The sequence below is a fragment of the Novosphingobium sp. SG751A genome, assembly GCF_013149295.1.
Lineage (GTDB): Bacteria > Pseudomonadota > Alphaproteobacteria > Sphingomonadales > Sphingomonadaceae > Novosphingobium.
This window is the reverse complement of the sequence record NZ_JABGCB010000002.1, coordinates 1-17,718: the sequence shown is the minus strand read 5'-3', so window position 1 is coordinate 17,718 and position 17,718 is coordinate 1. Positions and strand designations below refer to the sequence as shown.

The window sequence follows — 17,718 nt, the reverse complement described above, 5'->3', positions numbered from 1 at the left end:
ATTTAGGAAGCGTAACGCCCGCTGGCAAGGAAGGCGGCCATGCGTTCTTCCTCCGCTTCGTCCAAAAGCCCCTGCGCGGCCAGCCATTCGTCATTGTAATAGGTCGAGCCATAGCGCTCGCCCGCATCGCACAGGATCGAGACGATCGAACCTTTCTCGCCCGCCGCCGCCATCTGCGTGGCGATACGTGCGATGGCCACCAGATTGGTGCCGGTCGAGCCGCCTACCCGCCGCCCCAGATAGCGCGAGAGCACCCTCGCGGCGGCGATGGAGGCGCGGTCCTCGACCACTTCCATCCGGTCGATCACGCTGCGGATAAAGCTGGGTTCGACGCGGGGGCGGCCGATGCCCTCGATGCGGCTGGTGGGGCCATCGGCGGTGGTGACGGCGGCATCGTGCCAATGGCGGTGGAACACCGAGGCCGCCGGATCGGCCACGCAGACCTGTGTGGCATGGCGGTTGTAATGGACATAGCGACCAATGGTGGCCGAGGTGCCACCCGTGCCCGCACCGGTCACGATCCATGCCGGGATCGGATGGGGTTCGCGCGCCATCTGGCTGAAGATGCTGTCGGCGATATTGTTGTTGCCGCGCCAGTCGGTCGCGCGCTCAGCATAGGTGAACTGGTCCATGTAATGGCCGTTGAGGTCGGCGGCCAGACGCGAGGCCTCACCGTAAACCGCGCCCGCGCTGTCGACCTTGTGACATTGCCCGCCCAGCGCCTCGATGGCGGCGATCTTTTCCGGCGCGGTGCTGCGCGGCACCACCGCGATGAAGGGCAGGCCCAGCATTCGCGCAAAGTAAGCCTCGGACACGGCGGTCGAGCCGGAGGAGGCCTCGACAATCGTCATCCCCTGCGCGATCCAGCCGTTGCACAGCGCATAGAGGAAGAGCGAGCGCGCGAGGCGGTGCTTCAGGCTGCCGGTGGGATGGCTCGATTCATCCTTCAGATAAATCGCGATATGCGGCAGGGCGGGCAGCGGCACCGGGATCAGATGGGTATCGGCGCTGCGGGTATAATCCGCGTCGATGCGCCCGATGGCCCAGCTGACCCAGTTGGGACAGGGTTTTTGGCTCATCGCCCTTCCCTATCCCGTGATGCGCCCGCGTCAACCGGGCTGCGGCTTATTTGCCGGGGGTGAGACGAATTGCCCCGCCTCCGCCCGGCGCCAGCCACAGTTTGATGGTGTCACCCTTGCTCACCTTGCGCGTTTCATAGGCGATGCGATGGCGCGCCTCGGTCAGGTAGGTCGCGCCCTCGCCATCCTTGTAGATCGTGGCGGTATAGGTCTTGCCCGCGTCAAGGAAGTCGAGTTTGAGATCCACATCGCGCGCAGTGGCATCATTGACCCCGCCGACATACCAGTCGGGGCTGTTGCGATCCTGACGAGCAAAGATCGCATATTCGCCCACTGCCCCGACGATCAGATGGCTCTGCGCCCAATCGGCGGGGACTTGGCGGATAAAGGCCAACTCCTTGGGATGCGCCTCAAGGTTCTCGATAAAATCAGCCGCCATCTGGATGGGCGAATAGAGCGCCAGATAGAGGCCAAGCTGTTTGGCGAGCGTCGAGGCCAAGGGCGCATGGTTGGCGCCCTCAAGACTTAGCACGCCGGGGGTGAAATCCATCGGGCCGGACAACATGCGGGTGTAGACCAAGGTCGGCTCGTGGCTCGGGCCATTGGCGAAGGCACCCCATGCGTTATATTCCATGCCGCGCGCGCCCTCGCGTGCGATCCAGTTGGGATAGGTGCGGCGCAGGCCGGTGTCCTTCACCGGCTCATGCGCGTTGACCGCGATGTGATATTTCGCCGCCACCTGCACCACGCGCAGGTGATGCTGCACCTGCCGCTGGCCATCGTGATATTCCATGCAGATCTTGGCCGGATCACTTCCGCAAGGCGCCTGAATGCCGCCCGCATCCGCCACATAGCCGGTCTTGACCGTCGACACGCCGAGGCGGTTGTACAGCTTCATCGCATCCTCAAGCTGGGCCTCGTAATTGGCGATATTGCCGCCCGTTTCATGGTGGCCAATGATGTTCACGCCCTTCTTGTGGCCATAGGCGGTGACGGCCTCCAGATCGAAACCATCGGCCGATTTGGTAAAGCTGAAGTCGCCCCCCGTGCCCAGCCAGTTGCCGTTCCAACCCTTGTCCCAGCCTTCGATCAGCACGCTGGAAAAGCCGTTCTTGGCGGCAAAGTCGATGTACTGTTTAGCCCGCTCGGTGGTGGCGCCATGCTTGGGCCCTTCTGCCCATGTCCAGTCGCCCCGGATCATGCCCCACCAGATGCCGATATACTTCTGGGGCTTGAACCAGCTTACATCGCCGATCTTGTTCGGCTCGTTGAGGTTCAATTCAAGGTCGTTTTCCACCAACCCGGCTGCATCATCGGCCATGCGGATCGCGCGCCATGGCGTGTTGAAAGGCAGATCGCGTACCACCCGCGCCCCCTGCCCCGAAGGCGAAAGGGTGGAGCGGAATTTCTGCCCCTCGGCCCGCTTGAACCACATGGCGGAATAATCGACCAGCGCAGCCTCGTGGAAGGAGAGATGCGTGCCATCGTCAAGGCGCATGGTGATCGGCGTATGGGCGGTGGAAACGGCCTCGATCGGGGTCTTTTGATAGACCTGCTCATAGCGATTCCATTCGCCCCCGGTGATCCACCATGCGGTACCCTTGGGCACGATGTCGAATTCGGTCACTTCATCGGCGATGCGCATCGTGGTCATCGCAGCCTGTTTGGGCAGCTCGTAGCGAAAGCCCACGCCATTGTCGAAGACGCGGAAATGCACATCCATCAACCGCTCGCCCTGCTCCTTGGACTGGCGCAGGTGGACGGTGATCTCGTTATAATGGTCGCGCACATAGCGGCGCTCGCCCCAGGGCTGCTCCCATGTGTCATCGCCCTTGCCGGTGTCGGCGCCGGTGATGTCCCAGCCGCGCACCATGTTGACGCCATCGGTCAGGATGAAACCCATCAGCGAGGGCGCGATCAGGGGTTTGCCCTTGCGGGTGATGCTGTAGCGGGGACGGTGGTCGCTGTCGGTGGTGATGGCAACCGCGATGGTGCCGTCGGGCGATGTGGCCGAATAGCTGGCAGGCGCGGTCTGGGCATAGGCCGAGGTGGCGGTCAGCAAAAAAGCGGCAAGGGGTGGAGCAAGGGGGAGGGGGAGGGGGAGGGCAAGCGAGCGGGCCATGATGGTCTCTCTCCGGGGGAAGAAGGGGGTTTAGGCAGACAGGGTGAAATGCGCGGCATAGGGCGGCAATTGCCCCTCATCCGCGTCGTTCAGCGCCAGCAGGATCTGCCCGTCCGGCGCGGCATGGACGATGGTTTGATCGCCAAGGTTAAAGGCGCAGACAATTGCCTCGCCACCCTCGCGCCGGGTGAAAGTGAGCAGGTCGCCATCCACGCGCAGATCCTCCATCGCGCCCACCGCCAGCGCCCTATGCACGCGGCGCAAGGCGATGATCCGGCGGGTGATGGCCAATTGGCTGTGCGGATCGGCCTCCTGCCGGTCCACCGCGCGGGCGATGTTTTCCGGCGAGAGCGGCAACCAAGGCGCACCCTTGGTAAAGCCGCCCTGCTCGTCCTGCACCTGCCATGGCATCGGCGTGCGCACACCGTCGCGGCTCAAGGTCAGCGGCCAGTTGGCGATGGCCTCGGGGTCTTGCAGCAGATGGAACGGGATGTCGTCCTGCGTCAGGCCAAGCTCCTGCCCCTGATACAGAAACGCATTGCCGCGCAGCGCCATCAACAGCGCCATGGTCAGCCGCGCATAGGCATCGCGATGCTCCGCCCCCACCCAGCGCGACACATGGCGCGGCGCATCGTGGTTTTCAAAGGCCCAGCTTGGCCAGCCCTGCGCCCGGCCATCGGCATCCGGCGCGCCGTCCCACTGCACCTGCGTTTTGGCCACCAGATCGGCGGTCAGGCGGTCGGCATAGAGGAAGTCGAAGCTGTAGGCGCTCGAAAGCCGCCCATCGCCCGCCGTATAGGCCTTCATCAGCGGATCGGAATCCTCGCCCCCGATTTCGGCCACGGTAAAGGTCGCGCCTGCCGCCTGACACACGGCCGCGATGCGTTCGACAAAGCCGACCACATCGGGGTGGTTCATGCTGTTGACCTTGGCCTGAAAATCATAGGGCCGGGTGCGGGGCTTGCCATTTGCGGGCGCAATGGGATTGTCGGCAAAACCGGGGTCGAACATCGCATGGTTGAGCGCATCGAGCCGGAACCCATCCACCCCGCGGTCCAGCCAGAAACGCAGCACATCAAGGCAGGCCTCCTGCACCGCCGGATTATGGCCGTTGAGTTGCGGTTGTTCTTTCAGGAACTGGTGCATGTAATATTGCTGGCGGCGCGCGTCCCATGTCCATGCCGGGCCGCCAAAGACGGACTGCCAATTGTTGGGCGGCGTGCCGTCCGGGTTGGCATCGCGCCAGACATACCAGTCGGCATAAGCGCTGGTCTTGTCGGAGCGGCTTTGCACGAACCATGCATGGGCATCGCTGGTATGGGCGAAAACCATGTCGATCATGACCTTCAGCCCCAGCCCATGCGCCCGCGCCACCAAAGCGTCGAAATCGCCCAGCGTGCCAAAGATCGGATCGACATCGCGATAATCGGCCACGTCATAGCCGAAATCGGCCATCGGACTGGTGAAGAACGGGCTGATCCAGATCGCATCGACGCCCAGAGACGCGATATGGTCCAGATGCGCGGTGATGCCCGGAAGGTCGCCGATGCCATCACCATTGCTGTCGGCAAAGCTGCGCGGATAGATCTGGTAGATGGTGGCGCCGCGCCACCATGGTCCTTGCGAGAGGGTCATTATCGGGGGTCCTTACTTGGTGGCGGCGCAGATGGCATAGCCGAAAGCGGGCAGGCTGATCGTGGCGCTGCCCGGCGCGGCGGGCGCGGCGGGGCATGGGCCGGACAGCGCGGTGAAGCGCTGCGTCGCGCTCTCGACGGCAACCTGCGCAGTGATGGGCTGGTCCGAGGTGTTGAAGGCCAGCAGCACCTCGGACCCGGTTTTGGGATCGAGGCGCGAGACGGCAAACAGGCCCGCCCCCTCGCCCGAGGCGCGCAGCAGCGTCCGCCCGCCCCAGAGCGCGGGGGTGGCGCGCCGGATCTGCGCAAGCCGGGCGATGGCCTGATAGAGCGGATGGCCGGGCGTGAAATTGGCAGCGGCGGTGGAGGAAGCGGTGCCGACAAGGGCGTCCTGATTATATTCCGTCACCTTGCTGGCGAACATATCCTGACGCGAGGATTGGTCGCCCCCGCGTCCGGCAAAGCCCTGTTCGTCGCCATAATAGATCGTGGGCACGCCGCGCAGGGTCAACAGCATGGCATGGCCCAACAGGTCGCGCGCCAGCCACTCCTGCGCGCCGATCCCCGGCTTGGCCTCACGCAGGGCCATGGCGAAGCGGCCATTGTCATGATTGCCAAGGAAGGTGGGCAGACGCAACGCGCCCTTTGGCCCATAGAGCGCATCATCCTCTACCATGCGGGCCAGTTCCTGCGTGCCGGTCCTGCCGCTGGCCGCATCGGTCGCCGCGCGCATGAAGGCGAAATCCAGCACCGCAGGCAGACCGGCGCGATGCACCCATCCGGCCAGCAGCGCCGGATCATAATCCCCGGTCGCCACCTCGCCGAAGATGTGGAAATTGGGGATGCCGCGCACCCGCGCCCGCGCCTGTATGGCGGGCACAAAGGCGCGCCAGAATTGCGGGTTCACATGCTTGGCCGTATCGATGCGATAGCCGTCAATGCCGAAACGGTCGATCCAGCTGCTGTATATGTCGATGAACCCTTGGACCACGCGCGGATTTTCCGTGGCCAGATCGTCCAACCCGACGAAATCGCCATATTGCGCGCTCTCGCCCTTCCAGTCGGTGTCGCCGCGATTGTGATACCAGATGGGATTGTTAAGCCAGGCCGGGTTCTTCGCCTTCTCCTCGCCCGCAGGCACATAGGGCGTATAGGCAAAACCCGGATCGGTCATATGCGCCCAGTTGGCAGGGCGGGCATCATCATCGCCCGCAAACCCGGCATTGATCGGCGTGGCCGCCACCCCGCCCCGGCGCGAAAAAGGATAATCGGCCTTGGAACGATAGAGCGCGACAGCATCGCCCGCCTCGCGGTATTGGATGACATCGGCGGTGTGGTTGACGATGATGTCCATATAGACCTTCATCCCCCGCGCATGGGCCGCCTTTACCAGCGCGGCGAAATCCGCGTCGCTGCCGAAATGCGGATCGACATGCAGAAAATCGGTGATCCAATAGCCGTGATAGCCGGCGCTTTCGTGGCCCTTGGCCCCCTGCACCGGCTTGTTCTTGAAAATCGGCCCGACCCAGATCGCGCTGGCGCCCAGCCCCTGAATATAATCGAGCTTTTGGATCAGCCCTTTGAGGTCGCCGCCATGATAGAAGCCCTTGTCGGCAGGATCGAAACCATGGGTCAGGCGATCTCCGGCGATGCCGCCCGTATCATTGGCCGGATCGCCATTGGCGAAGCGGTCGGGCAGAACGAAATAGATCACTTCCTGTTCGGGCGTGCGGGCGCGCAGATCGGAAACAGGCGTGGCTTGCGCCGCAGACGTCAGAGCAAAGGCCCCGGCCATAAATAGGCCCGCGATGGTGTTCCGCTTCATCCTGCTCTTCCCTCGGTCACTATTATGCGCGGGCGGGACCGCGAAACCCCGCCCGCATTATCCTCAAGCGATCAGAACTTGTAGCTGACGCTCAGGTAATAATCGCGGCCATAGCGCTGATAGTCGATCAGCTGGCGCACATCATTGTTCTGATAGGTGATGAAGGGCCGGTCGGTCAGGTTCTTGGCCTGAAGCATGACCGAGAGGCCGTAGAGCTTGGAGCTGGGCTGGAACTCATAGCCGATCTGGGCGTCCACAATCGCTTCGGCCTTGGCCTGACGATAGGTGGGATTGGCCGAAAGGCCCGCCACTTCGGCCAGGAAGGTCGAGCGGAAGCGATAGTTCACGCGCGCCTGGAACCCGTGCTTTTCATAATAAAGCGCCGCGTTCTGCACCCAGTCCGACAGGCCAGGCAGCGTGATCGCCTGCCCTGGATTGCTGGCCAGATAGATGGTGCTGTCGGTATAGGACAGGCTGCCATAGAAGCCGAAGCCGTCGAGCTTGGGCGTCAGCAGCGAGAAGGGCAGCGAAAGCGTGCCTTCCACACCCTTTACATCGCCATGGCCGGTGTTGGCCGGAGCGTTCACCGTGCCCAGCGTGGTGCCCACCGCCGCGCGCTGTGCGGGCGTCAGGCTGCTGAGCGCGGAGGAGAAGTCATAGAGGAAATTGTTCGACGGATCGACGAACTGGGTCAGCTTCTTGTAATAACCCGCCACCGAGACATAGCCGCCCTTGCGGAAATAACGCTCCAGCGAGAGGTCGATGTTGGTGGAGTGATAGGGGCGCAGTTGCGAATTGCCCCCGGTCGAGCTGAACACCGACATGCCCGGCGTGGTCGAGCCCAGACGGGTGGGGTCAATGTTGAATTCCTGATTGACGCGGATCTGGTCAAGGCGCGCGCGCACCATCGTGTGCGAGGCCGAGAATTTCACGAACATCGACGGGTCCATTTCCAGCGACAGGTTCAGGCTGGGCAGGACATTGGTGTATTTCGCCCCGCCCGTGGCCGGATAGAGCGAGACGGCACCGTTCGAGAAGTTAGAGATCGAACCGTTCGAGCTTTGGTTGGTATGGACCACCTGCGCACCGATGCTGCCGGTCAGCTTACGGCCCGCAACATCGCCGTCGATCTTCAGCATCGCATAGCCGGTGATGACATTTTCCGTCACCGAATTGTCGCGCACCAGCGAGACGGGGCGGTTGTCATAGGCCGCGCTCAGGCTGTTATTATACAGATACATCGGATCGAGCGCGAGCATCTTGGGCACGCCCAGATAGTCCAGCGCCACCGTGCCGATCACCGCCGCGCTGGGCACGGGGGCAAAGGTGGTGGTGCCGCTCGACACGGTGCAATTGGTGCCCGTGCCCTTGGGGCAGAGGAAGTAGGACAGGAAGTTCGAGGTCTTCTTGCGACGCGAATAATTCACGCCCACTTCCCAGCCCGAAAAGATCGAGTGGCCGCCAAACTTGCCATCGACCCCGGCGCGCAGGGCCAGCAGATCGTCCTTGAAGCTGGGCTTGTTGAGGAAACCTGCCTGAACCACGGCGGTGGTGCCATTATAGCCCCAGCCGCGCGGGTCGGTGATGCCGAAAAGGGCGGTGTTCGAATAATCGAGCGTGGGCACGATCCGGTACGTGCCATTGGGATTGGCGCTGATATGGATCGTGTCGGACGCGCCGGTCGTGTTATAGCCCGTGCCCGTATAGGTTTCGAGCAGGAAGTCGGTGCGCTTGGCCGTACTGTAGCTGGCGTCGAGCGTGATGTGGGTGTCCTCGGCCACGGTCCACACGCCGTTCCACCCGGCAGAGAAATTGTCCGCCGTGCGCTCGTTCAGGTCATTGCGCTGCACCGCATGGACATTGGTCAGCGTGGCGTCGGTGACCAGACCGTTGGTGGTGCTATAGCCCGGCTGGATGGTCGCTGCCGAGCCCCATGTCGGGGCAATCGGGAATTCGATGCCGCGCAGGTGCTGGGTTTCCTTGAACTTGGAATAGAGCAGGTCGAGCGTGGAGTGAAAATTGTCGCTGGGCGCCCATTCCAGCGTCACCACGCCGCCATAGCGCTTGAGCATGTTCGACTGCACATAGGGCTTGGCCCCGCCAAGGAACAGCGAGCCGCCCGCCGCCGCCTCATTGGGGAAGCCCCATGCGTTATAGCGCTCGTTCTGCGAGGGGGCATGGGTGGCCGACAGGCCGATGGCGATGCCGAAAGTGTCATTGGCGAATTTGTCGACATAGGCGGCCGAGGCGCGGAAACCCTTGTTGTCACTGTCGGGGTTCAGCGCCTTCATGCCGTTCATCTGGCCGCGCAGCTGCACCGCGATGATCCGGTCCTTTTGCGCCAGCGGGCGCAGCATGCGCAGATCCACCGTGCCCGACACGCCCGCCGAAATCAGCGCGGCATTGGAGGCCTTGTACACCACCACATTCTTGAAGAATTCCGACGGATACTGGTCATATTCCACGCCGCGATTGTCGCCCACGGTCACCTGTTCACGGCCGTTGAGCAGTGTGGTGCCGAAATCGGGGCCAAGGCCGCGGATCGAGAGGCGCTGGTCGCGCCCTTCCAGACGCTGGGCCGTGACGCCGGGCAGACGGGCCAGCGAGTCCGCGATGGACACGTCGGGCAATTTGCCGATGTCTTCGGCCGAAATGGATTCCACGATCACCGGCGAACGGCGCTTGAGCGAGGCCGAAGCATCGAGCGAGGCGCGGATGCCCGTCACCACGATGGCCTGATCATTGGCCGCAGGCGCGGCTTCCTGAGCTGTGGCCAGCGCCGGAAAAATGAAAGCAGACACGGCAATGCATGCGGCGGACGCACCAAGGCGCCCCGCCTTGAAGCTGCGGAAGCTCATGATATTCCTCTCCTGATCACACCGGCTGCGCATGGATGACACACAGTCCATGCGCGCCGGCTTCGTCCCGGCATAGGGCACCCCTGCCCCTTGGTTCCGGTCAACGTGGAGCCCGTTTACAGCGGTGATGGCCGCGAACAAAAGATGGCATACGTATACCCATATTATGCGCAATCGGGTAATGTTGCGCTAAGGCCACGCAAGAGCCAGTCAGGAGGTCGCACGATTATGGGGCAAAAGAGGTCGAACAGGCCCACCAGTTTCGACATCGCCTATCGCGCAGGCGTGTCCCAGCCCACGGTCAGCCGGGCTCTGCGCGGGTCGCGTTCGGTCAGCGCCGAGACGCGCGCAAGGATCGAGGCGATTGCCCGCGAATTGAATTATACGGTCGACAAAAACGCCTCCTCGCTGCGCTCGCAACGCGCCAACACGATTGCGCTGTTATTTTTCGAAGAGCCCAGCGAGGATGATTCGCGCATCAATCCCTTCTTCCTCGCCATGCTCGGCTCAATCACAAGGCAATGCGCCAATCGCGGGTTTGACCTTTTGATTTCGTTTCAGAAAATGGAGGATGACTGGCACACCCGCTATCAGGACAGCCACCGCGCGGACGGGCTGATCCTGCTGGGCTATGGTGATTACACCCAATACGAACAGCGGCTGACCGGCCTCGTCGCGCAGGGGACGCGCTTTGTGCGCTGGGGTTCAGTGCGGCCCGACAATATTGGCGCGACCGTGGGCAGCGACAATTTCGGCGCCGGGCAGATGGCGGGCGAACATCTGATCGCACAGGGCCGCCGCGACATCGCCTTTCTGGGGCAGGCGGACGAGCATTATCCAGAATTTTCCGACCGTTATCGCGGGCTTCAGGCGGCGCTGGCGCAAGGCGGCCTGCCGGTAAATCCCGATTTGCAGATTGACGCACTCACCACCGAGGAATCGGGCTATCTGGCCGCCCGCGCGCTGATTGCGCAAGGCGCGCGGTTTGACGCGATCTTTGCCGGATCGGACCTGATCGCCATCGGCGCGCTGCGGGCGCTTTCCGAGGCGGGATTGTCGGTGCCGGGCGATGTGGCGCTGATGGGCTTTGACGATATTCCGGCGGCGGGCATGACCAATCCTCCGTTGACCACGATGATGCAGGATCTGAAAGCGGCGGGCGTGTTGCTGATCGAAACGCTGCTGGCCCAGATCGAGGATCGCGCCCTGCCCTCGCCGGTTTTGCCCACAAGGCTGGTGCGGCGAAGAAGTTGCGGAGGGTAAACGGCGCCGGCCGGATGCCCAAACCACCACTAGGTATTCGTATACGTGATTGCCCCGCGCCCCGGTCCATGCAACGCCGGGCGCAACAAACAGACCACCACGCGGAAGGGGAGATCATGTCGGGCAAGCCCAAACTTGGCTGGGCCGGGCTGTGCAATGTCAGCTTTGGCTTTTTCGGCATCCAGATCGGCTTTGCCCTGCAAAATGCCAATATGAGCCGCGTTTTTCAGTCGCTTGGTTCCTCAATCGACGATCTGCCCGCGCTGTGGATCGCCGCGCCTTTGACGGGCCTGCTGGTGCAGCCGGTGATCGGGCATCTGTCGGACCGAACATGGCTGGGGCGGCTGGGGCGGCGGCGGCCCTATTTTCTGGCGGGCGCGGTGCTGGCCTGTCTGGCGCTGCTGGTCATGCCGTTGCAGGGCATATTGCTGGGCGCGGCCATGCTGCTCTGGCTGCTCGACGCCAGCCTGAATGTGGCGATGGAGCCGTTCCGCGCTTTCGTAGGCGATGTGCTCGATAAAAGCCAGCATACGGCGGGCTATGCGGTGCAGACCGCCTTTATCGGCGGGGGCGCGGTGGTGGGCTCGCTGTTCCCCTCGCTGCTCGACGCGCTGGGCGTGGCCAATGTCGCGCCTGCCGGACAGATCCCCGATACGGTGCGCTACAGTTTCTGGGCGGGCGGGGCGATCCTGCTCGCGGCCGTGCTGTGGACGGTTCTGAACACGCAGGAATATTCGCCCGCGCAGATGGAGGAGTTCGGCGAGGCCGCAGCCCCAGAAATCGGCCCCGACCTTGCTCTGGCAGCGCGTTCACCACTGGGCGCTTTGCCGTGGATCGGTGCGGGTGGCGCGCTGGCGTCCTGCGTGGCGCATTGGGCGCTGGCCAAGGAACTCTATCTGCTGGCCGGGCTGATGGCGGCCTATGGTGCGGCGCTGGCGGCGGCCATCCTGCTGGCGCGCGCGGGGCGCACCACTCTGCTCTCCAGCGTGGTGGGTGATTTTGCCGGAATGCCACCGCTGATGAAGCGCCTGGCGCTGGTGCAGTTCTTCAGTTGGTCCGCGCTGTTCATCATGTGGATCTATACCACGCCCATCGTCGCCCAATATCATTTCGGCGCCACCGATCCGGCCAGCCCGGCCTATCAGGCGGCGGCCAACTATGTCGGGCGCCTGTTTTCCATCTATAATGGCGTGGCCGCGCCCGCCGCGCTCATCGTGCTGCCATGGCTGGCCCGGCGCCTCGGCAAGGCGCGCACCCATGCGGTCAGCCTGATCGCGGGGGCGGCGGGATTCGGTTCCTATCTCGTGCTGCGCGATCCGGCGTGGTTACAGGTCAGCGAGGTGGCGATTGGGCTGGCATGGGCCTCCATTCTGGCCATGCCCTACGCGATGCTGGCCTCCAGCCTGCCGCAATCGAAACTGGGCGTGTCGATGGGCCTGTTCAATGTGTTTGTCGTGGTGCCGCAATTGCTGGTGGCCACGGTCATGCATACGGTGATGGACGCCTTCTTTCCCGGCGCGCCGGTGTGGACCATGGCTTTTGCCGCCGCCACGCTGATGGTCGCCGCGCTGTTCACGCTGACCTTGCCCAAGGTGGATTGAACAGGAGTGGATTGAATAGCAGCCATTAACCGCTACCTTGAAGGGCGGATCATCAAGGAGCCGTCCATCCATGCCCCGAATGCGCCGCTGGAAAGCCCCCGTCACCCATGCGAGAGGCAATGGCACGCCCTTTGAAACCGTAGCGCTGCTGTTGCAAGGCGGGGGAGCCTTGGGAGCCTATCAGGCGGGCGTTTACGAAGCGCTGGCCGAACGGGACATCGAGCCGGGCTGGATCGCGGGCATTTCCATCGGCGCGATCAACAGCGCGATCATCGCGGGCAATGCGCCCCATGCCCGCGTGGGCCAATTGCGCCGGTTCTGGGAGGGCGTGTCGGGCCGCTCAACCGCTTGGGCGCCATGGCTGGCCACGCTTGGCCTGTCGCATCTGGCGGTGAACCCGCATCTGCGCGGGGCGATCAACCAGATGGCGGCCGGGCAGGTCTTGATGCAGGGCGCGCCGGGGTTCTTTTCCCCCCGCCTGATCCCGCCCTTTTTCCAGCCCGACAAGACCGCCGAGGCGACAAGCTGGTATGACACCAGCCATTTGCGCGCCACGCTGGAAAGTCTGGTCGATTTCGATCGGATCAATACGCGCGAAACCCGCTTCAGCGTGGGCGCGGTCAATGTGCGCACCGGCAATTTCAAATATTTCGACAATGCCCAATGCGCGATCCGGCCCGAACATATCATTGCCTCGGGCGCGCTGCCGCCCGGATTTCCGGCGGTGGAGGTCGATGGCGAATATTACTGGGACGGCGGGCTGGTGTCGAACACGCCGCTCGACTGGGTGCTCTCCTCCGACTCGCGTCTCGACACGCTGGTGTTTCAGGTCGATCTGTGGAGCGCGCGCGGCCATATGCCCGGCGACATGGCCGCCGTCGCCTCGCGCATGAAAGAAATCCAGTATTCCAGCCGCACCCGCGCCGCCACCGACATGTTTCGCGAGCGGCAGGAATTGCGCAACGCCTTTCGCAAGCTGGCCGAGACGATGACGCAAGAGCAACTGGCCAGCCCCGAGGGCAAGCTGTTGATGGAAGCCACCGATCCGGCCCGCTACAATATTGTGCAGATGGTCTATCAGTCGCCCAATTATGAAGGCGATTACAAGGACTATGAATTCAGCCGCCAGACGATGGAGGACCATTGGCGCAGCGGCTATGAGGATGCCGCCCATACGCTGGCCCAGCGCGAAGTGCTGGAATTACCCAGCGACCCTTCCGGGCTGGCGGTGTATGATTTCACCAGTCCGGGTGGGGGTAAGAGTTAAGAGAGCCTCCGGCGGGCAAAGGGACTGGTCCCTTTGCAATCCCGTTACTGTCCTCGTCGCGCTTTAGGTTCGGCGTAACGGCAGAACGCATCGGGGCCGGATTAAAGGCCGCTTCGCGGCGCAGGCTCAGCGCTGTTCGACGCTGCGCTCGATGTTGAGCGCGGCAACCTTGTCGCCGCTCAGGTTAAGCTGCATGTCCCAGGTTGCGTAAGTGTCCACCACATCGTCGACCGAAATGCGTTCGCGATAAAAGCAATCGACCATATCGCCGCGCGCCGCGCCGCAATGCGCGCCCGCCTGACGCAACAGCGCCACGCCGCCCTGCGCATTGGCGCCCACCGGCACCGCGCGGCGCACCGCGTCATAGCCTGCCTCGGGCGCACCATTGCGCACATAGGCATTTTCAAAAAGGTGGAAATCGAGACCCGGCGCGGCCGCCTGCACAGGCGCGCCAGACAGCAGCGACACGGCAAAAGCCCAAGCCAAAAGGTTCTTCATGATGATCTCCATGTAAGGAAGCCGACTCCGACGATATGCGAAGATGGCGGCCAATCGGGGTGGCGCCGATTTACGCCTATTTCCGACACACTCAAACTCGATTCCTGCATCCGCAGTTGCAAAAGTGGTGCATTTGCGGGGATGCAGGCAGGGCCACAATACTGCCGGGGTAAGGCCAAGTCCTGAGAATTTATGAATCTTTAAGCGTTAACCACTAGGGAAAACCATTGAGCGTCCTGCCGGGCGCGCATCTTGTCCGCTGACACAAGGCCCGATCATCATGCCGCGATCCCAGCCCTTCTTGCGCCGATTGGCCCATGACCGGCGCGGCAATGTGCTGATGCTGGCCGCCTCGATCATGTTCGTACTGACGGCCCTTATCGGCGGGGCGGTGGATCTGAGCCTTGTTTATCGCGCGCAAAACCGGCTTCAGGGCGCATGTGATGCCGGTGTGCTGGCCGCGCGGCGCGCGGTGACCACGAGCGGGCTGGACGCCACCGCCACCGCGCAGGGCAAATCCTATTTCAACGTCAACTACACCGACGCCCAGCAAGGCACCAAAAGCACCGCCTTTACTCTGTCGAGCACCGACAATGGCGTCACCGTCAACGGCACCGCCACCACCACCGTGCCGCTGCGGATCATGGCGCTCTTTGGCCGCTATACCTATAATCTCAGCCTGACCTGCGCCTCGACGCAGAGCATCGGCAATTCCGATATCGTCTTCGTACTGGACACCACCGGGTCGATGTCGGACACCTATAACGGCACGGTCAAGATCACCGGCCTGCAAACCGCGCTCAAGAATTTCAACACGACCATCATCAACGCCACGGCGGGCACCAACGCCCGCGTGCGCTATGGCTTCGTGCCCTACAGCAGCTCGGTCAATGTCGGGCGCCTGCTCTACAATCTCAGCCCGTCCTATCTGGCCAGCACCTATGCGCTGCAGACCCGTGTGCCCCAGTTCGAGGCGATCACCTATGCGGTGTATAATTCGCGCACGCTGAAAACCTCCGAAGAGGTCTATAACTCAACCCCCAACTCGACCCCCGCGCTTTATTCCAGCACCGCCTATGCCAGCCAGAGCGCGTGCTTTGCCGCCCTGCCCGCGACATCGGCATGGACCAACAACGGCTCATCCACCAACAGCACCGGCAATGTCACGACCGGCTCCTATACCTACAGCGCCAGCATCGTGACCCAGCCCAAGGTTCGATCACTCTACACTTGCACGCGTTCGGGCGACAGCTATTACCAGTATCGCTATTACGCATATCTCAGCCTGAAATCCTATACATACAGCGGCCTGGGCACGGCCTCCTCGCCCACCAGCGGGACCGCCTTCGACCATTTCGACTATGTTCTGGCCAATGTGGATACCAGCACGTTCAAGACCTTTGCCGCAGCCACCACCAGCACCGGCAGCAGTGGCGCTTCGCAAAGCTCGACATGGAATGGCTGCATCGAGGAACGCTTTACCGTCTCGGACTCAGCCTTCACCTACAGCTCGCTGACCGACCGTATTTCGCCTACGACTGCCACCGATCTCAACATCGACATGGCGCCCACCAGCGACGATGCGACTAAATGGGCGCCGATGTGGCCCGATATCGCCTATTATCGCGGCACCAGCAGCAGCAATTCGATCCTGAGCACATCGGGTTCGCTGGCCAATTCCTATTGCCCGGCGGCCGCGCGCACGCTGGCCACCATGACGCAGACCGATTTCACCACCTATGTCAATTCGTTGACCCCGGCGGGCAGCACCTATCACGACATCGGCATGTTGTGGGGGGCGCGGCTGATCTCCTCGACCGGCATCTTTTCCAGCAACGTGACCGAGGTGCCCACCAATGGCGGCAATGTCACGCGCCACATCATCTATATGACCGACGGCGAGCCAAATGCTGCCTATAGCATTCAGCAGGCCTATGGCATCGAATATCACGACCGGCGCATCACCGATGATGGCTACAGCAACGATGACAACCGCCATATCGCCCGTTTTCGCGCGATCTGTGATGCGATCAAGGGGCGCGGGGTGCGTATCTGGGTGATCGGCTATTCCACCAGCCTTTCAACCGACCTGTCCTATTGCGCCTCTCCCGACAGCGGCTTTACCGCCAATAGCGCCAGCGAGCTGAACAGCGCGTTTCAGCAGATCGCCAAGACCGCCAGCGCCTTGCGGGTGGCCAGTTGATGGCGCGGCGGCTTGGCCATCTGTGGCGCGACCGGCGCGGGGCCACGGCGGTGGAATATGCCTTTGTCCTGCCGATCCTGATGCTGTTGCTGATGGGCATGGGTTACTATGGCCAGATGTTCTATGGCCGCGCGTTGCTCAATGGCGCGGTGCGTCAGGCCGCGCGCGATGCCACGCTGGAAAACGCCAACACCACCACGCTCGACCAGAACGTGGCCAAGGTGCTGGCCCCCGCGCTGCCGGGGGTGACGGTCACCTCGACCCGCAAGTCCTATTATGATTTCACCGATATTGGCCGCGCGGAAAAATGGACCGATTCCAACGCCAATGGCCGCTGTGACAATGGCGAACCCTATACGGACGAAAATGGCGACGGATCGTGGAATTCGGACATTGGCGCATCGGGCAATGGCGCGGCGGGCGACATCATCGTCTATACCACATCGGCCAGCTATACCCCGATGTTCAGCGTGCCCTTCATGAAAAGCATGTGGGGCAAGGTCACGCTGAACGCCACGGCGGTGCGGCGCAACCAGCCATGGGCAGCACAGGTCGCCTATGGTTCGGCCACGAGGACCTGCACATGAGGCTGCGCGCGCTGCTTGGCCGCCTGTGGCGCGATCGTTCGGGCGTCTCGATCATCGAATTGGGCGCCACCATGCCCGTGCTGCTGCTCATCGGGCTCTATGGCATCGAAATGGCCAATATGACGATCGTCAGCCTTCAGGTCAGCCAGATCGCCATGTCCACCGCCGACAATGCCTCGCGCCTTGAACAAAGCAGCACATCCAGCGTCAGCCCCACCGTCACCGAAACCGAGATCAATTCGGTGCTGACCGGCGCGGTGCAGGAAGGCAAGAGCATCAACCTGAGCACCAAAGGCAAGGTGATCGTCTCCAGCCTCGAACTCAATTCCTCCACCAGCAAGCAATATATCCACTGGCAACGCTGCACCGGCAGCATGACCGCCGCATCGGCCTATGGCGTTGAAAGCGCGGTCGTGACCGGCATGGGCCCCACCGGCAATCAGGTGACAGCCGCCAGCGGCATGGCCGTGATGTTTGTCGAGGTCTATTATCAGCAATCGGGCCTGTTCGGATCCATGTTCGTCAAACCCATGACGCTGCATCAGGAAGCGGCCTTCCTCATCCGCGATTCGCGCAATCTGACGGCTGGGTTGTCGGGGACGAAGACGGCGACTTGCTGATCGGGGTTTTAGGGGTTTTAGGGGTTTTAGGGGTTTACCCGCCGGAGGCATAAAGCCCCCATCAAGCTGATGGGGTGGACGCCCCCCGACGGCATCGATGTGCCATAGTGGAGGTGTTGAACACCACTGAAGGAGGCGTCCGTGTCGGAGGTTATCACAAT

The 17,718-nt window shown here is 62.7% G+C and carries 12 protein-coding genes; 6 read left to right on the top strand and 6 right to left on the bottom strand.

Annotation, left to right across the window (positions count from 1 at the left end; all coding sequences use genetic code 11):
• Positions 1-2: 2 nt before the first annotated feature.
• The 5 genes from FHW96_RS02535 to FHW96_RS02515 all read right to left on the bottom strand — a co-directional run bounded on the left by FHW96_RS02535 (position 3) and on the right by FHW96_RS02515 (position 9,518).
• Complete coding sequence (locus FHW96_RS02535) at positions 3-1,079, bottom strand: PLP-dependent cysteine synthase family protein (protein WP_172339002.1); 1,077 nt, start codon at positions 1,077-1,079, stop codon at positions 3-5.
• 46 nt (positions 1,080-1,125) lie between these two features.
• Positions 1,126-3,201 carry a glycoside hydrolase family 97 protein gene (locus tag FHW96_RS02530; RefSeq protein ID WP_172339001.1) on the bottom strand — a complete coding sequence of 692 codons (2,076 nt, stop codon included), beginning with the start codon at positions 3,199-3,201 and terminating at the stop codon, positions 1,126-1,128.
• Between the two features lie 30 nt (positions 3,202-3,231).
• Positions 3,232-4,836, bottom strand: a complete 1,605-nt coding sequence (locus FHW96_RS02525; protein WP_172339000.1) for an alpha-amylase family glycosyl hydrolase — start codon at positions 4,834-4,836, stop codon at positions 3,232-3,234.
• A gap of 12 nt (positions 4,837-4,848) precedes the next feature.
• Positions 4,849-6,660, bottom strand: a complete 1,812-nt coding sequence (locus FHW96_RS02520; protein WP_172338999.1) for an alpha-amylase family glycosyl hydrolase — start codon at positions 6,658-6,660, stop codon at positions 4,849-4,851.
• A 71-nt stretch (positions 6,661-6,731) separates the two neighbouring features.
• The gene (locus FHW96_RS02515) at positions 6,732-9,518 is read right to left on the bottom strand and encodes a TonB-dependent receptor (protein WP_172338998.1); all 2,787 of its coding nucleotides are present in this window, start codon (positions 9,516-9,518) and stop codon (positions 6,732-6,734) included.
• Positions 9,519-9,746: 228 nt separating this feature from the next.
• Between FHW96_RS02515 and FHW96_RS02510 the strand changes: the two genes are divergently transcribed.
• The 3 genes from FHW96_RS02510 to FHW96_RS02500 all read left to right on the top strand — a co-directional run bounded on the left by FHW96_RS02510 (position 9,747) and on the right by FHW96_RS02500 (position 13,649).
• Positions 9,747-10,781 (top strand): LacI family DNA-binding transcriptional regulator, encoded by a 1,035-nt coding sequence (locus FHW96_RS02510; RefSeq protein ID WP_172338997.1) that lies wholly within the window; start codon positions 9,747-9,749, stop codon positions 10,779-10,781.
• A 116-nt stretch (positions 10,782-10,897) separates the two neighbouring features.
• Complete coding sequence (locus tag FHW96_RS02505) at positions 10,898-12,382, top strand: MFS transporter (protein ID WP_172338996.1); 1,485 nt, start codon at positions 10,898-10,900, stop codon at positions 12,380-12,382.
• A gap of 70 nt (positions 12,383-12,452) precedes the next feature.
• The gene (locus FHW96_RS02500) at positions 12,453-13,649 is read left to right on the top strand and encodes a patatin-like phospholipase family protein (protein ID WP_216650747.1); all 1,197 of its coding nucleotides are present in this window, start codon (positions 12,453-12,455) and stop codon (positions 13,647-13,649) included.
• A 126-nt stretch (positions 13,650-13,775) separates the two neighbouring features.
• On the opposite strand, the gene FHW96_RS02495 is transcribed toward FHW96_RS02500, so the two are convergent.
• Positions 13,776-14,147, bottom strand: coding sequence for a hypothetical protein (locus FHW96_RS02495; protein ID WP_172338995.1), 372 nt, complete (start codon positions 14,145-14,147; stop codon positions 13,776-13,778).
• Positions 14,148-14,427: 280 nt separating this feature from the next.
• Here FHW96_RS02495 and FHW96_RS02490 point away from each other — a divergent pair, with 280 nt between their 5' ends.
• From FHW96_RS02490 to FHW96_RS02480, 3 genes are read left to right on the top strand one after another with little or no spacing between them, the layout of a single operon-like run.
• Positions 14,428-16,350 carry a pilus assembly protein gene (locus FHW96_RS02490; RefSeq protein WP_172338994.1) on the top strand — a complete coding sequence of 641 codons (1,923 nt, stop codon included), beginning with the start codon at positions 14,428-14,430 and terminating at the stop codon, positions 16,348-16,350.
• Positions 16,350-16,937: a TadE/TadG family type IV pilus assembly protein gene (locus tag FHW96_RS02485; protein ID WP_172338993.1), complete on the top strand. Its 588-nt coding sequence runs from the start codon at positions 16,350-16,352 to the stop codon at positions 16,935-16,937. Before FHW96_RS02490 ends, FHW96_RS02485 begins: the two co-directional genes overlap by 1 nt.
• Positions 16,934-17,557 carry a TadE/TadG family type IV pilus assembly protein gene (locus tag FHW96_RS02480; RefSeq protein WP_172338992.1) on the top strand — a complete coding sequence of 208 codons (624 nt, stop codon included), beginning with the start codon at positions 16,934-16,936 and terminating at the stop codon, positions 17,555-17,557. Before FHW96_RS02485 ends, FHW96_RS02480 begins: the two co-directional genes overlap by 4 nt.
• The last annotated feature ends 161 nt before the right edge of the window (positions 17,558-17,718 follow it).

What these genes read in the sequence shown, in the direction of transcription:
- FHW96_RS02535 (WP_172339002.1), bottom strand. Translation starts at nt 1,079, where the DNA reads ATGAGCCAAAAACCCTGTCCCAACTGGGTCAGCTGGGCCATCGGGCGC.
- FHW96_RS02530 (WP_172339001.1), bottom strand. Translation starts at nt 3,201, where the DNA reads ATGGCCCGCTCGCTTGCCCTCCCCCTCCCCCTCCCCCTTGCTCCACCC.
- FHW96_RS02525 (WP_172339000.1), bottom strand. Translation starts at nt 4,836, where the DNA reads ATGACCCTCTCGCAAGGACCATGGTGGCGCGGCGCCACCATCTACCAG.
- FHW96_RS02520 (WP_172338999.1), bottom strand. Translation starts at nt 6,660, where the DNA reads ATGAAGCGGAACACCATCGCGGGCCTATTTATGGCCGGGGCCTTTGCT.
- FHW96_RS02515 (WP_172338998.1), bottom strand. Translation starts at nt 9,518, where the DNA reads ATGAGCTTCCGCAGCTTCAAGGCGGGGCGCCTTGGTGCGTCCGCCGCA.
- FHW96_RS02510 (WP_172338997.1), top strand. Translation starts at nt 9,747, where the DNA reads ATGGGGCAAAAGAGGTCGAACAGGCCCACCAGTTTCGACATCGCCTAT.
- FHW96_RS02505 (WP_172338996.1), top strand. Translation starts at nt 10,898, where the DNA reads ATGTCGGGCAAGCCCAAACTTGGCTGGGCCGGGCTGTGCAATGTCAGC.
- FHW96_RS02500 (WP_216650747.1), top strand. Translation starts at nt 12,453, where the DNA reads ATGCCCCGAATGCGCCGCTGGAAAGCCCCCGTCACCCATGCGAGAGGC.
- FHW96_RS02495 (WP_172338995.1), bottom strand. Translation starts at nt 14,147, where the DNA reads ATGAAGAACCTTTTGGCTTGGGCTTTTGCCGTGTCGCTGCTGTCTGGC.
- FHW96_RS02490 (WP_172338994.1), top strand. Translation starts at nt 14,428, where the DNA reads ATGCCGCGATCCCAGCCCTTCTTGCGCCGATTGGCCCATGACCGGCGC.
- FHW96_RS02485 (WP_172338993.1), top strand. Translation starts at nt 16,350, where the DNA reads ATGGCGCGGCGGCTTGGCCATCTGTGGCGCGACCGGCGCGGGGCCACG.
- FHW96_RS02480 (WP_172338992.1), top strand. Translation starts at nt 16,934, where the DNA reads ATGAGGCTGCGCGCGCTGCTTGGCCGCCTGTGGCGCGATCGTTCGGGC.